This is a genomic window from Streptomyces sp. NPDC094032 (assembly GCF_040303965.1).
Taxonomy (GTDB): Bacteria; Actinomycetota; Actinomycetes; order Streptomycetales; family Streptomycetaceae; genus Streptomyces.
This window is the reverse complement of the sequence record NZ_JBEOUE010000021.1, coordinates 64,027-79,091: the sequence shown is the minus strand read 5'-3', so window position 1 is coordinate 79,091 and position 15,065 is coordinate 64,027. Positions and strand designations below refer to the sequence as shown.

Sequence of the window (15,065 nt, the reverse complement as noted above, 5' to 3'; positions counted from 1 at the left end):
GGGCACAGCGCATGGAGCAGTACCAGCCCGACCCTCTGTCCGCGGCGCAGATCGCGGCGATGCGGCGCACTCTCACGAGCGGCCGGGGCGCGCTCACCCGCCGTTCGGTGCTGCGCGCGGGTGGCGTCGGCGCGCTCACGGTCGGCGGACTCGCCGGCCTGAGCGCCTGCGGCATCCCGCCGGCCAAACGGGAGGGCGCGGGCCCGGAGTCCACGGACTTCTCGGCCAAGGAGAAGACCGTGAACTTCTCCAACTGGACCGAGTACATGGACGTCAGCGAGGACGAGAAGTCCAGGCCCACGCTGGAGGCGTTCGCCAAGCGGACCGGCATCAAGGTCAAGTACACCGAGGACATCAACGACAACGTCGAGTTCTTCGGCAAGATCAAGCCGCAGCTCGCGGCCGGCCAGGACACCGGCCGCGACCTGATCTGCGTCACCGACTGGCTGGCCGCCCGCATGATCCGCCTCGGCTGGGCGCAGAAGCTGGACGCGTCGAACCTCCCCACGGCGTACGCCAACCTCTCCGCGCAGTTCCGCCGCCCCGACTGGGACCCGGGCCGCGCCTACTCGTACCCCTGGACGGGCATCTCCACCGTCATCGCGTACAACTCCAAGGCGACCGGCGGCAAGAAGGTCGACTCCGTCACCCAGCTGCTCGACGACCCCGCGCTCAAGGGCCGGGTCGGCTTCCTCACCGAGATGCGCGACTCGGTCGGCATGACCCTGCTCGACATGGGCAAGGACCCCGGGAAGTTCACCGACGCCGACTACGACGGCGCCATCGGCCGGCTCCAGAAGGCGGTCGACAAGAAGCAGATCCGCCGCTTCACCGGCAACGACTACACCTCCGACCTCGACAAGGGCGACCTGGCGGCCTGCCTCGCCTGGGCCGGTGACATCATCCAGCTCCAGGCGGACAACCCGGACATCAAGTTCGCGATCCCCTCGGCCGGCTACATCACCTCCAGCGACAACCTGCTGATCCCCGCCCAGGCCCGGCACAAGACCAACGCCGAGAAGCTGATCGACTACTACTACGAGCTTCCGGTGGCCGCGCAGCTCGCCGCGTACATCAACTACGTCTGCCCGGTCGACGGGGTGAAGGACGAGCTCGCCAAGATCGACCCCGAGCTCGCGAACAACACGCTGATCGTCCCCGACAAGGCGATGGCCCGGAAGTCGCACGCCTTCCGCTCGCTGAGCAGCGCGGAGGAGACGGCGTACGAGGAGAAGTTCGCCAAGCTCATCGGTGCCTGACCGCCGCCGCCCTTTCCTTACGACCCACCGGGACCGCAACCCATGACTGACAACAACACCGGCGGCGATGTCCGTCTCTCCGGCATCAGCAAGTCCTACGGCTCCTTCCACGCCGTCCGCCCGCTCGACCTGACGATCCCGCAGGGCTCGTTCTTCGCCCTCCTCGGCGCCTCGGGCTGTGGCAAGACCACCACCCTGCGCATGATCGCCGGCCTGGAGGACCCCACCACGGGCACCGTCTTCCTCGGCGACCGGGACGTCACCGACCTCCCGCCGTACAAGCGCCCGGTGAACACGGTCTTCCAGTCCTACGCGCTCTTCCCGCACATGAACATCTTCGAGAACATCGCCTTCGGTCTGCGCCGGCGCGGCATCAAGTCGGTGAAGCCGCAGGTGGACGAGATGATCGACCTCGTGCAGCTCGGCGAGCACGCCCACAAGAAGCCGCACCAGCTCTCCGGCGGCCAGCAGCAGCGCGTCGCCGTGGCCCGCGCGCTCATCAACCACCCGCAGGTCCTCCTGCTCGACGAGCCGCTGGGCGCGCTCGACCTCAAGCTGCGCCGTCAGATGCAGCTGGAGCTGAAGCGCATCCAGACCGAGGTCGGCATCACCTTCGTGCACGTCACCCACGACCAGGAGGAGGCCATGACCATGGCCGACCAGGTCGCGGTCATGAACGGCGGCCGGGTCGAGCAGCTCGGCGCCCCCGCCGACCTGTACGAGAACCCGCAGACCACCTTCGTCGCCAACTTCCTCGGCACCTCCAACCTCATCGAGGCCGAGGTCGTCGAGGCCGGCGGCGACGTCCTGGCCACCGCGGGCAGCGCCAGGCTGCGCGTGCCCGGCGCGCGCTGTACGGACGCCGTCCGCACGGGCGGCAAGGTCCTGGTCGGCGTGCGCCCCGAGAAGATCACGATCACCCACGCCGACGACGAGGCCACCATCGCCGACGGCCGCAACCGGGTCGCCGGCCGGATCGTCGACTCGTCCTTCATCGGCGTCTCCACCCAGTTCACGGTGAACTCGCCGGCCGGCGCGGAGCTCCAGGTCTTCGAGCAGAACGTCGAGCGCGACGCGCGCCTCGTCCCCGGCGCCGAGGTCGTCCTGCACTGGAACCCGGCCCACACCTTCGGCCTCGACGCGGCCCAGGACATCGACGCGGGCGTCGAGACGGTGGAGGACGCCGCGTGAGCATCCCCACCCTCGTGAAGGAGGCGGCGCCCGCGGCCGGCGACCCGGTCCCGCGCAAACCCTCCACCCGCAAGCGGCTCGTCCCGTACTGGCTGCTGCTGCCCGGCATCATCTGGCTGCTCGTCTTCTTCGCGCTGCCGATGGTCTACCAGGCCTCCACCTCGGTGCAGACCGGCTCCCTGGAGAAGGGCTTCGAGGTCACCTGGCACTTCCAGACCTACTGGGACGCCTTCCAGGAGTACTGGCCGCAGTTCGTCCGCTCGCTGCTGTACGCGGGCACGGCGACCCTGCTCTGCCTGCTGCTCGGCTACCCGCTCGCGTACCTGATCGCCTTCAAGGCGGGACGCTGGCGCAACCTCCTCCTGGTCCTGGTCATCGCGCCCTTCTTCACCAGCTTCCTCATCCGTACGCTGGCCTGGAAGACGATCCTCGCGGACGACAGCCTCGTGGTGAACGCGCTCAACGCGCTGCACGTCCTCGACGTCACCAGCTGGCTCGGCTGGACCGAGGGCAGCCGGGTGCTCGCCACGCCCATGGCGGTGGTGTGCGGTCTGACGTACAACTTCCTGCCGTTCATGATCCTGCCGCTGTACACCTCCCTGGAGCGGATCGACGGCCGGCTGCACGAGGCGGCGCAGGACCTGTACGCCTCCCCCTCGACCACGTTCCGCAAGGTGACCTTCCCGCTCTCCATGCCGGGTGTCGTCTCCGGCACGCTGCTCACCTTCATCCCGGCGAGCGGCGACTACGTCAACGCCGAACTGCTCGGCTCGACCGACACCAAGATGGTCGGCAACGTCATCCAGTCGCAGTTCCTGCGCGTGCTCGACTACCCGACGGCCGCCGCGCTGTCCTTCATCCTCATGGCGATCGTGCTCCTCATGGTCACCGTCTACATCCGCAAGGCGGGAACGGAGGACCTGGTCTGATGCGTTGGATCCGACAGAACCTTGTCGTCATCGCGGGGCTGCTCACGCTCGCGTACATGATCCTGCCGAACGTCGTCGTGATGGTGTTCTCGTTCAACAAGCCGAACGGGCGCTTCAACTACGCGTGGCAGAAGTTCTCCCTGGACGCCTGGAAGGACCCCTGCGGCGTCGCCGACATGTGCGGCTCGCTGTCCCTCTCGCTCCAGCTCGCCGCGTGGGCGACGGTCGGCGCCGTCGTCCTCGGCACGATGATCGCCTTCGCGCTGGTCCGCTACCGCTTCCGGGCGCGTGGCGCGATCAACTCGCTGATCTTCCTGCCGATGGCGATGCCCGAGGTCGTCATGGCCGCCTCGCTGCTCACGCTCTTCCTGAACATGGGCGCCGAGCTGGGCTTCTGGACGGTCCTGATCGCCCACATCATGTTCTGCCTGTCGTTCGTCGTGACGGCGGTCAAGGCGCGTGTGATGTCCATGGACCCGCGTCTTGAGGAGGCCGCGCGCGACCTCTACGCGGGGCCGGTGCAGACCTTCCTGCGGGTGACGCTGCCGATCGCGGCGCCCGGCATCGCGGCCGGCGCGCTGCTGGCCTTCGCGCTCTCGTTCGACGACTTCATCATCACCAACTTCAACGCGGGCTCGACCGTGACCTTCCCCATGTTCGTCTGGGGCTCGGCACAGCGCGGTACGCCCGTTCAGATCAACGTCATCGGTACGGCGATGTTCGTCATCGCGGTCCTGGTGGTAGTGGCCGGTCAGATCGTCACGAACCGGCGCAAGAAAACAGCAACAGCCTGACCGAAAGCCGGTCAGGCACCGAAGGAGTTGGAAACCATGGCCCCAGTCGCCATGCGTCTCGCTGCACAATCTCTCTCCGACGCCCAGCCCGTCCCCTTCTGGCTGGAAGACCCCGGCAAGCCCGGCGCCCTGCCTGCCCTCACCGGCAGCGAGCGCTGTGACCTGCTCGTCGTGGGCGGCGGCTACAGCGGTCTGTGGACCGCGCTGATCGCCAAGGAGCGCGACCCCTCCCGGGACGTCGTGCTCATCGAAGGCCGCGAGGTGGGCTGGGCCGCCTCGGGCCGCAACGGAGGCTTCTGCGCCGCCTCCCTGACGCACGGCCTGGGCAACGGGCTCGCCCGCTGGCCGGGCGAGCTCGCCACCCTGGAGAAGATGGGCGAGCAGAACCTCGACGCCATCGAGGAGGCCGTCGCCCGCTACTCCCTGGACTGCGACTTCGAGCGCACCGGTGAGATCGACGTGGCCACCGAGGCGTACCAGGTGGACGAGCTCCACGAGCTGTACGAGGAGGCCGCGCGGCTCGGCCTCGCCGACGGCCTCGAACTCCTGGACGGCGAGGCGATCCGCGCCGAGGTCGCCTCGCCGACCTTCAAGGGCGGTCTGTGGGACCGCCGCGGGGTCGCGATGCTGCACCCGGCCAAGCTGGCCTGGGGGCTCAAGCGCGCCTGTCTCGACCTGGGCGTGCGGATCTTCGAGAACACCCCGGCGCTCGACCTGGTCTCGGCGGGCGGCTCCGGCGGCGGCATGGTCGTGCGCACGCCGTACGGCCGGCTCGCGGCCCGCCGGGTCGCGCTCGGCACCAACGTGTTCCCGTCGCTGGTCAAGCGGCTGCGGCACTACACCGTCCCGGTGTACGACTACGCGCTGATGACCGAGCCGCTCTCCGCCGAGCAGCTCGCCTCGATCGGCTGGAAGAACCGGCAGGGTCTGGGCGACAGCGCCAACCAGTTCCACTACTTCCGCATCACCGCGGACAACCGGATCCTGTGGGGCGGCTACGACGCGATCTACCAGTTCGGCGGCAAGGTGAGCGCCGAGATGGACCACCGCCCGGAGACCTATCTGAAGCTGGCCGAGCACTTCTTCACCTGCTTCCCGCAGCTGGAGGGCCTCCGCTTCAGCCACGCCTGGGGCGGCGCCATCGACACCTGCACCCGCTTCTCGGCCTTCTTCGGCACCTCGCACCAGGGCAAGGTGGCATACGCGCAGGGCTACACGGGTCTCGGCGTCGGCGCCACGCGCTTCGGCGCGGACGTGATGCTGGACCTGCTGGCGGGGGAGCAGACCGAGCGCACCCGGCTGGAGATGGTCCGCTCCAAGCCGCTGCCGTTCCCGCCGGAGCCCATCGCCTGGGCGGGCATCGGGGTGACCAAGTGGTCGCTGGCCCGCGCCGACGAGAACGGCGGCCGGCGGAACCTGTGGCTGAAGACGATGGACAAGCTGGGCCTGGGCTTCGACAGCTGACCCCTCGCTCCGCCATGTGATCCAGATCACAACTCACTGGTAGGAAACCCGCGTCATAGCCGAGAGGCAGCCCCCTCTCTCCGTGTGGGCACCGCGACCGGCGGGGTCCATACGGAGAGGAGATCGTCGCGATGACTGGTTCGGGGGCTTCGGACGCCAGGACCGCCGTGGAGTGGCTGGCCTCGGTCGCGCCGGATCCCGACGCCTGCCGGTGGGAATGGGAGCGCAACCCGCACGGGATCGCGCTGCTGCCCGCCGGCAGGCTGTGGGACGTACTGATCCTGCCGTCCGAGCTCGGCTATCCGACGCTCGACGTGCTGAGCCGCCTGGTGGACCGGCCGGGCCCGGTGCTCGCCGACTTCGGCGACGCCCGGATGGGCTTCTTCGTGCCACCGGGCACCGCCGCGCGCTGGCTCGGCACCGGGGTGCGCGGGGCCGGCAGCGGCACCTGGATCGTCGTCCCGTACCCGGGCCGGGTGACCGGCGGGGTGCGCTGGCTGGTGACCCCCGACGCGCTGGGCACGCTCACGGACGCCACGCTGCTCGAACTGGCGATGCACGAGGCGGCGGGCCAACTGGCACGCGGAACAAGGGAGTCGGGCACCCCGTCCTCAGGCATCTGACACGCCATCATCCACGGCAGAGGTCTTGACCACTCAATTGGTCTGGACCATGCTGTGGCGCGCTCCACCTCGATTCCCCCCACTCCCGGAGGCAGTTGTGGACCGCACCAGACCTCTCACCCTGCTGCTGGCGGGCGTCCTCGCCGCCGGCGGACTCGTGGCGCTCACCCCCCTGGCCCAGGCCGCCGACACCGAACTCGCCCGCAACGGCGGCTTCGAGTCCGGCCTGGACGGCTGGAGCTGCACCGCCGGCAGCGGGGCGGTCGTCTCCGCGCCCGTGCACGGCGGGACGAAGGCCCTCCAGGCCACGCCCGCGGGCAGCGACAACGCGAAGTGCTCGCAGACCGTCACCGTGAAGCCGAACTCCACGTACGCGCTCAGCGGCTGGGTCCGCGGCAGTTACGTCTACCTCGGCGCGTCCGGCACCGGCACCACCGACGTCTCCGCCTGGACCCAGTCCGCCCCCGACTGGCAGCGGCTCGCCACGACCTTCACCACCGGCGCCTCGACCACCTCGGTGACGATCTACACCCACGGCTGGTACGGCACCGGCGCCTACACCGCCGACGACCTGTCCCTGCTCGGCCCCGGCGGCGACCCGGTCCAGATCCCGCCCACCCCGACCGGCCTGACGGCGGGCTCCGCGACGTCCTCCTCGGTCACCCTCACCTGGCCCGCCGTCTCCGGCGCCACCTCCTACAAGCTCTACAAGGACGGCGCCGCGCTCGCGACCGCCTCCGGCACCTCGTACACGGCGACCGGCCTGACGCCCTCGACCTCGTACAGCTTCCAGGTCTCGGCGGTGAACAGCGCGGGCGAGTCGGCGAAGTCCACCGCCGTCACCGGTACGACGACCAGCGGAGGCGGCGGAAACCCCGGCGGCTCCCTGCCCGCCCACGCCCTCGTCGGCTACCTCCACGCCAGCTTCGCCAACGGCTCCGGCTACACCCGCATGGCCGACGTCCCCGACTCCTGGGACGTCATCAACCTCGCCTTCGGCGAACCGACCTCGGTCACCTCGGGCGACATCCGCTTCAGCCTCTGCCCCGCGACCGAGTGCCCGGGCGTCGAGTCCGCCGCCGACTTCAAGGCCGCCATCAAGGCCAAGCAGGCCGCGGGCAAGAAGGTCCTGATCTCCATCGGCGGCCAGAACGGCCAGGTCCAGCTCTCCACCACGGCCGCCCGCGACACCTTCGTCTCCTCCGTCTCGAAAATCATCGACGAGTACGGTCTGGACGGCCTCGACATCGACTTCGAGGGCCACTCCCTCTCGCTCCAGACCGGCGACACCGACTTCCGCAACCCGACCAGCCCGGTCATCGTGAACCTGATCTCGGCGGTCAAGACCCTGAAGGCCAAGTACGGGACGAAGTTCGTCCTCACCATGGCCCCCGAGACCTTCTTCGTCCAGCTCGGCTACCAGTACTACGGCTCCGGCCCCTGGGGCGGCCAGGACCCGCGCGCCGGCGCCTACCTCCCGGTCATCCACGCCCTGCGCGACGACCTCACCCTGCTGCACGTCCAGGACTACAACTCGGGCTCCATCATGGGCCTCGACAACCAGTACCACTCCATGGGCGGCGCGGACTTCCACATCGCCATGACCGACATGCTCCTCACCGGCTTCCCCGTCGCGGGCAACACGGACCGCGTCTTCCCGGCCCTCCGCCCCGACCAGATCGCCATCGGCCTCCCCGCCTCCACCCAGGCCGGCAACGGCTACACCACCCCGGCCGAGGTGAACAAGGCCCTGGACTGCCTGACGAAGAAGCAGAACTGCGGCTCGTACCAGACCCACGGCACCTGGCCGGCCCTGCGCGGCCTGATGACCTGGTCGATCAACTGGGACCGGTACAACCAGGGGGAGTTCAGCCGGAACTTCGACGCGTACTTCCCGTAGCGGGCTGCCGGGAGAGCCGCAGCCGGGCGCTGACGAACAGGATCAGCACCCCCAGGCAGCAACTGGCCAGCACGTCCAGGGGCCAGTGGTAGCCGCGCAGGACCAGTCCGGTGCCCGTCACCGCCGTGAGGACGGCGGCGACGGGTACCAGGCGTCGAGAGACCAGGAAGGCCGCGCTGAAGTAGGCGATCAGGGCCGTGGCCGTGTGGCCCGAGGGGTAGTAGCCGTGGGCCCAGGGTTCCAGGGGGCCGGGGCGGGCGGTCCATTCCTTCAGGGGGACGACCAGGAGGGGGACGGCGGCCATGGTCAGGCCCGCGAAGAGGGCTTCGGTGCGGCGGCCGTGCCGGATCGCGTACGCCATGGCGGCGGCCAGGACCGGCAGTGCGACCGTCAGGTTGCCCAGGTCGGAGGCGGTCTCGCTCAGGCCGCGCGGGACGGTGTCCACCAGGGCGCGGGAGAGGCGTTCGTCGAGGCGGGCCAGGGGGCCGTGGACCAGGACCTGCCAGGTGGTGAGGGTGAGGGCGACCAGGGCCCAGAAGGCAGCCGACCGCCCCGGAACAGGGGGGGTTGTTCCGGGGCGGTCGCCCGGACCGGGCTGCCGCGCGCCCCGGGGGGTGTGGGGCGGGCGGCCATCCGATCGGTGAGGAGTTCCGGAGCCCAGGGCTCCAGCGGTGTGCGCGAGGGCACGGTGTGGGCGGGGCTGGGGAGGCTCCGCCCGGGGTGTTTCTCTCATCTGCTGAAACCGTACGGCACGAAGAAGGGGACCGACAGCCGGATCTCCATCCCGCCATCGGCCCCCCACAGCTTCTTCACACGGACCGTCAGATCTGGGCGAACGCGCTCTCGATCACGTCCAGGCCCTCGTTCAGGAGGTCCTCGCCGATCACCAGCGGCGGCAGGAAGCGCAGCACGTTGCCGTAGGTGCCGCAGGTCAGGACGAGGACGCCCTCGTTGTGGCAGAACTTGGCGAGCGCGGCGGCGGCCTCCGGGTTCGGCTCCTTGGTCGCCTGGTCCTTGACCAGCTCGATCGCGATCATCGCGCCGCGGCCACGGATGTCGCCGATGGCCGGGAACTTCTCCTGCATGGCCGTCAGACGGGCCTTCATGACGGACTCGATCTTCTTCGCCGCGGCGTTGAGGTCGAGCTCCTTCATGGTCTCGATGGCGCCGAGCGCACCGGCGCACGCCACCGGGTTGCCGCCGTAGGTGCCGCCGAGGCCGCCGCCGTGGACGGAGTCCATGATCTCGGCGCGGCCGGTGACCGCGGCGAGCGGCAGACCGCCCGCGATGCCCTTGGCGGTGGTGATGAGGTCCGGGACGATGCCCTCGTCCTCACACGCGAACCACTGGCCGGTGCGGCAGAAGCCGGACTGGATCTCGTCGGCGACGAAGACGATGCCGTTGTCGTTGGCGAACTTCACGATCGCCGGCAGGAAGCCCTTGGCCGGCTCGATGAAGCCGCCCTCGCCGAGCACCGGCTCGATGATGATCGCGGCGACGTTGTCGGCGCCGATCTGCTTGGTGATCTGGTCGATGGCCTGGGCGGCGGCCTCGGGGCCGCAGTTCTCGGCACCGGTGGGCCAGCGGTAGCCGTAGGCGACCGGCACGCGGTAGACCTCGGGGGCGAACGGACCGAAGCCCTGCTTGTACGGCATGTTCTTCGCCGTCAGCGCCATCGTGAGGTTGGTGCGGCCGTGGTAGCCGTGGTCGAAGACGACGACGGCCTGGCGCTTGGTGTACGAACGGGCGATCTTGACCGCGTTCTCGACGGCCTCGGCGCCCGAGTTGAACAGGGCGGACTTCTTGGCGTGGTCGCCCGGGGTCAGCTCGGACAGCGCCTCGCAGACCTCGACGTACCCCTCGTACGGCGTCACCATGAAGCAGGTGTGGGTGAAGTCCGCGAGCTGCGCGGAGGCGCGGCGGACCACGGCCTCGGCGGAGGCGCCCACGGAGGTCACGGCGATGCCGGAGCCGAAGTCGATCAGCTGGTTGCCGTCGACGTCCTCGATGATGCCGCCACCGGCCCGCTTGGTGAACACCGGCAGCGTGGAGCCCACGCCGGCGGCGACCGCACCGAGACGGCGGGCCTGAAGCTCCTGCGACTTCGGGCCGGGAATGGCGGTGACGACGCGCCGCTCCTGCGGGACAGCGTTCATGCGGGGCTCCTGGGGGTGTTCTGGACGCACGTGCGGGTTTCCTCCGCAATCTAGGCGCGAGGGAGGGGCGGAGGCATGCGCCGATCGGGAGTGGTGGGGGGTGTGTCGTTGTCCGTGGTGGACATGGCGGCACGGATTCGCCCGGCTGGGCGAAACGGCTCGGCGGGGGCGGATCGGCACTAGATTGACGGTTGCACGGATGCGGCGACCTGGCTGGTCAGGGGGCAGGGGTTTCATGGAGACCGACGGCATGTACGAGTCACGTGACGGGGTGGGGGGCGGGGGGGCTTGGCCGGCGCCTGGGGGGCCGCCGACGACGCCGGCCGCGCCCCGGCCTGCGGTGCCGCCCGCGCCCCGGCCGGCGGGGGCGCCTGTGCCGCGGCCGGCGGGGCCTGCGAACGGGGTGCCGCCGGTTCCCGCCGCTGCTCCGATCGTGCCGCCGGCCGCGCATGCTCCCCTCTTGCCTCCGCCTCCCGCCACCGCCCCGCCCCTCCCCGGCCGGGCCCCCGCCGACCGGCACCCCGTGGCCGACTGGATGGACGCGCCCCGGCCGGAGGCCAGGCTCGGCATCTGGCGGTTCCGGTACGCGCTCCCGAAGCGCCTGGCCGAGCGGCTGGCGCCGGTCACGATCATCGGGATGCTGCTGCCGGCCGCCATCGGGGTGGTCATCTGGTCCGTCTGGAGTTCGGGTCTCTTCCCGTACAAGTCCGAGATCGTGTGGTCCTTGACTCCCAAGGAGTGGTTCTGGCCGGGCAGCACCGTGGCGGTCGACTGGCACGGCGACGCGGCACGGCTCGTCCTGGACGGCGTGTTCTTCACCCTGCTCGTCGCGGGCGTCGGCTTCCTCGGCTCCTGGGTCAAGATCGCCAGGCATTACATGAAGCGGCTCAGGCCCGCTCGCCGCGCTCTGCTCGCCGCCGTGCTGGCGTTCATCGCCCTGGTCTTCGTGTGGCCCGAGGCCTTCGGCCTCGACTGGACGGCGCTGCCGCTCGCGAGCCTCCTGCTCGCCGGCGTCGCCCTGATCACCGACGGTTTCGAGATCTTCGCGTCACCCCTCGTGGTCTACAGCCTCTACACGCTGATCACGCTCCTCGTCCTGTGGCCGTTCGCCTGGCTCGGCGACTGGAAGCAGCTCTTCCTCACCTGGCGGGCCCGCTCCGCGTCCACCGCAACCACGGGCCCCGTCGGCCCCGTCAGCCCCGCCGTCCCGCCGTCCCAGTGGCCCGAACTCCGTGCCGCCGGCGAGCACCGCGCCGCCGACGCGCTCGCCGTCGAGGTGGCCGGCGGGCGGATGGGCGACGTCGACATCGCGCGGGTGCGGCGCGCGTGGGCGCGGTCCGCCGGGGACGGGGCGAGCCGGGCCGGGCTCCTCGACGCCTTCGTCAGGCAGGGCGCCGCCGCCGCGGGGCACCCGTCCGGCGAGCGCGACCTGCCGGGGCGCAGGACCGCCGCCCACGACCTGCTCCTCGGACAGGTCCGGGTCGGCCGCTACGCCCCCGCCGAACGCACCCCCGCCGAGTACCAAGGTGCTGGCCTCGCCCTCGACCCCGCGCTGCTCGGCACCTCGCTGCTCGCCGTCGGCCCCTCCGGCTCCGGCAAGACCCGCGGCCTCGTGGCGCCCGTCGTCGAGTCGCTCACCCTCCAGGCCCTCACCGGCGGCTGCGCCGTCGTGGCCGTCGGTGCCGCCGGGGCGCCGCTGGGCGGCGACGAGGGCTACGACGTCGTGATCCGGCTCGGTGATCCGGCCTCGCGGCACGACCTCGACCTGTACGCCGGAGCCACCGACCCGGACGAGGCCGGGGCGCTGCTCGCGGAGGGACTCGTCGGCGACATGCCGGGCGTGGAGACCCGGCGCGCCGCCACCGTCCTCGCGCAGATCATCGGCCCGTACCGGGCCGCGTACGGACGCTTCCCCGCCGTCCCGGTGCTGCGGGAGCTCCTCGAAGCCGGCCCCGAGACCCTGCGGGACCTGCTCGACCGGCTGCCCGAGGGAGGCGCCGTCACGGCCATGCGCCGCGAGCTGGAGTCCCGGATCCGGCAGGCCGGCGGCGCCACCGACCTCGGCCCGGTGCTCTCCGACCGGCTCGCCACGCTCGACCGGCCCGTCTTCGCCGAGTTCTTCGGCGGCGGCGGTGCGGAAGACAGGGCGTTCGCCCTGCGGGCCGTCGTGCGGCACCCGATGCGGGTGCGGATCAGCCTCCCGGAAGGCGCTCACGAAGAGGCCGCCCGGCTGCTCAACCGGCTGATCCTCGCCCAGTTCCAGACCGCCGTACGGGACCGGGCGAGCGCGAGCGGGTCCCACTTCGTCTGCCTCGTCCTCGACGACGCGGCCGGTGCGCTCACCCCCGGGACAGTGCGCGGCCTCCAGCGGCTGCGCCCCCAGAACGCCGGTGTCGTGCTCGCCCTGCGCACCTTCGCCGAGGTCCCCGAGCCGCTGCACGGCCCGCTGCTCGCGGTCGTCGGGTGCCGGATGGCGTTCTCCGGCATGTCCACCTGGGACGGCCGGGCGTTCGCCGAGGCATGGGGCATCGAGCAGGTGGAGGTCACCGAGGTGGCCCACCACACCGTCTTCGCCGACCAGCCGATGACCCGGTTCCTCCACGCCGTGCGCAAGAAGGTCACCGGTCAGGCCGTGACGACGGAGGCCGTGACCGTACGGACGATCGACCGCGAGCGCTGGTCCGCCTCCGACCTCGCCCACTCCGTCCCCCCCGGCCACGCCGTCGTCTCCCTCACCCACGTCCGCGGCGAGCAGACCCCTCCGCTCCTCGTCGACCTGCGCGCCTGAGCCCCCGCCGCCGCCGAGGGCGCCCCCCTCGGCGGGCTGGCACAATCGGGGGCGCGCCGCCCGACGGGCAGCGCCTGCCCTCCCCTCAAAGGTCCGCCGGTCGCCAATGCCGCCCACCCTCGCCTCGCTCGTCCAGCACTCGGCGCTCAAACTCACCGTCCGAGCCGGTGAGGACCGACTCGACACCCCCGTGCGCTGGGCGCACGTCAGCGAGCTCGCCGACCCCGTCCCCTACATGGAGGGCGGCGAGCTGCTGCTCACCACCGCGCTCACCCTCGACGCCGAGGACCCGGACACGATGCGCCGCTATGTGCGGCGGCTGCTCGGCGCGGGGGTCGTCGGGCTCGGCTTCGCCGTCGGCGTCAACTACGAGGCGATCCCGCAGGCGCTGCTCGACGCGGCCGCCGAGGAGTCGCTGCCGCTGCTCGAAGTCCCCCGGCGGACCCCGTTCCTCGCCATCAGCAAGGCCGTGTCCGCCGCCATCGCCGCCGACCAGTACCGGGCCGTCACCGCCGGTTTCGAGGCCCAGCGCGAGCTCACCCGGGCCGCGCTCGCCGAAGGCCCGGACGCGGTCGTCGCCCGGCTGGCCGCGCACGTCGACGGCTGGGCCGCGCTGTACGACACCTCCGGCAGCGTCGTCGCCGTCTCGCCCGAGTGGGCCACCCGCCGGGCCGCCCGGCTCACCGCCGACGTGGAACGGCTCCGGGAGCGCCCCGCCCCCGCCAGCGCCGTGGTCGGCGGCACCGACGACCGGGTCGAGCTCCAGTCCCTGGGCACCGGGCGACGGGTGCGCGGGGCCCTGGCCGTCGGCACGGGCGCCCCGCTGGGCACCGCCGAGCGGTACGCCGTGCACTCGGCCATCGCCCTGCTCACCCTCACCACCGAACGCTCCCGCTCCCTCCAGGCCGCCGAGCAGCGGCTCGGCGCCGCGGTGCTGCGGATGCTGCTCGCCGGGCAGCCGGACCACGCGAGGGCCGTCGCCGGGGACCTGTACGGCGGACTGCTCGACGCCCCCTTCCGGCTGCTCATCGCCGAGGCCGTGGCCGCCGAGACGCCCTCCGGCGAGGCGCCCCTTGCCGTGCTCGCCGAGTCCCTGGAGGCCGCCGCCGCCCGCGCGGGCGAGTCGGTCCTGGCCGTGCCCGAGAGCGAGGAGCGGCTGGTGGTCCTGGCCGGGGACGGGGGAGCGGTCGTCACGGCGTGCGCGGGGTACGCCGCACGGGAGGCCGAGGAGGCCGGGATCGTCGTCGGCCTGTCCGCCCCGACCGGCCCGATCGCCGCCGCGGCCGCGTACAAGCAGGCCGAGCAGGCCCTGTCCGTCGCCCGCCGCCGGGGCAGGGCCCTGGTCGAGCACGAGGAGCTGGCGGCCGGGTCCGTACTGCCGCTGCTCGCCGACGACGCCGTCCGCGCCTTCGCCGACGGCCTGCTGCGCGCGCTCTACGAGCACGACGCCACCGGCCGCGGCGACCTGGTCGCCTCCCTGCGCGCCTGGCTCTCCCGCCACGGCCAGTGGGACGCGGCCGCCGCCGACCTGGGCGTCCACCGGCACACCCTGCGCTACCGGATGCGCCGCGTGGAGGAGATCCTCGGCCGCTCCCTCGACGACCCGGACGTCCGGATGGAGCTGTGGCTGGCGCTCAAGGCGACGGGGGACGGGACGGCGGTGGCGACGGCGCCCGGGAAGTAGGGGAGCGCGGGCAGCGGGCGTGTCGGCTGAGGCGGTGGATTCCGACCCGCGCCCCGGATCCGGGGTAGTCGAGGCGGTGGATTGCGCCGCCAAGCCCGCGGATCCGGGCAGCCGTGGCAGTGCATTCTGCCCCCCGCTCCTGATCCGGGCAGCCGACGCAGTGGATTCCGCCCCCACGCCCCCGATCCAGGCAGCCGCAGCGGTCGATTCCGCCCCCACTGCCCGAACCCGGGCAGATTTCTTGGACTCCCGCCCCCTCCCTGCCTAATCTCCCGTA

The 15,065-nt window shown here is 71.7% G+C and carries 11 protein-coding genes; 9 read left to right on the top strand and 2 right to left on the bottom strand.

All coding sequences use genetic code 11. The features are described 5' to 3' along the window. Positions 1 to 11: 11 nt before the first annotated feature. The 7 genes from ABTZ54_RS26250 (at position 12) to ABTZ54_RS26220 (ending at position 8,160) form a co-directional block, all read left to right on the top strand. Positions 12 to 1,259 carry an ABC transporter substrate-binding protein gene (locus ABTZ54_RS26250; RefSeq protein ID WP_351667599.1) on the top strand — a complete coding sequence of 416 codons (1,248 nt, stop codon included), beginning with the start codon at positions 12 to 14 and terminating at the stop codon, positions 1,257 to 1,259. 42 nt (positions 1,260 to 1,301) lie between these two features. Next, positions 1,302 to 2,450, top strand: a complete 1,149-nt coding sequence (locus tag ABTZ54_RS26245) for an ABC transporter ATP-binding protein (protein WP_351667597.1) — start codon at positions 1,302 to 1,304, stop codon at positions 2,448 to 2,450. Positions 2,451 to 2,452: 2 nt separating this feature from the next. Then, on the top strand, positions 2,453 to 3,379 hold the full coding sequence (locus ABTZ54_RS26240) for an ABC transporter permease (RefSeq protein WP_502997317.1): 927 nt from the start codon (positions 2,453 to 2,455) through the stop codon (positions 3,377 to 3,379). Then, complete coding sequence (locus ABTZ54_RS26235; protein ID WP_351667595.1) at positions 3,379 to 4,173, top strand: ABC transporter permease; 795 nt, start codon at positions 3,379 to 3,381, stop codon at positions 4,171 to 4,173. Before ABTZ54_RS26240 ends, ABTZ54_RS26235 begins: the two co-directional genes overlap by 1 nt. 36 nt (positions 4,174 to 4,209) lie before the next feature. After that, positions 4,210 to 5,637: an NAD(P)/FAD-dependent oxidoreductase gene (locus ABTZ54_RS26230; RefSeq protein ID WP_351667593.1), complete on the top strand. Its 1,428-nt coding sequence runs from the start codon at positions 4,210 to 4,212 to the stop codon at positions 5,635 to 5,637. Positions 5,638 to 5,768: 131 nt separating this feature from the next. Continuing rightward, positions 5,769 to 6,260 carry a hypothetical protein gene (locus tag ABTZ54_RS26225; protein ID WP_351667591.1) on the top strand — a complete coding sequence of 164 codons (492 nt, stop codon included), beginning with the start codon at positions 5,769 to 5,771 and terminating at the stop codon, positions 6,258 to 6,260. 97 nt (positions 6,261 to 6,357) lie between these two features. Then, entirely contained in the window at positions 6,358 to 8,160 is a 1,803-nt protein-coding gene (locus ABTZ54_RS26220) for a chitinase (RefSeq protein ID WP_351667589.1), read from the top strand. Here ABTZ54_RS26220 and ABTZ54_RS26215 read toward each other — a convergent pair. Next, positions 8,129 to 8,605: a phosphatase PAP2 family protein gene (locus tag ABTZ54_RS26215; RefSeq protein ID WP_351667587.1), complete on the bottom strand. Its 477-nt coding sequence runs from the start codon at positions 8,603 to 8,605 to the stop codon at positions 8,129 to 8,131. The genes ABTZ54_RS26220 and ABTZ54_RS26215 overlap by 32 nt on opposite strands. 376 nt (positions 8,606 to 8,981) lie before the next feature. Continuing rightward, positions 8,982 to 10,316, bottom strand: a complete 1,335-nt coding sequence (gene gabT / locus ABTZ54_RS26210) for a 4-aminobutyrate--2-oxoglutarate transaminase (protein WP_351667585.1) — start codon at positions 10,314 to 10,316, stop codon at positions 8,982 to 8,984. 460 nt (positions 10,317 to 10,776) lie between these two features. On the opposite strand from gabT, the gene ABTZ54_RS26205 reads away from it, so the two are divergent. Then, positions 10,777 to 13,104, top strand: coding sequence for a type IV secretory system conjugative DNA transfer family protein (locus ABTZ54_RS26205; RefSeq protein ID WP_351667583.1), 2,328 nt, complete (start codon positions 10,777 to 10,779; stop codon positions 13,102 to 13,104). Positions 13,105 to 13,210: 106 nt separating this feature from the next. Next, positions 13,211 to 14,788, top strand: coding sequence for a PucR family transcriptional regulator (locus ABTZ54_RS26200; RefSeq protein ID WP_351667581.1), 1,578 nt, complete (start codon positions 13,211 to 13,213; stop codon positions 14,786 to 14,788). Positions 14,789 to 15,065: the final 277 nt, after the last annotated feature.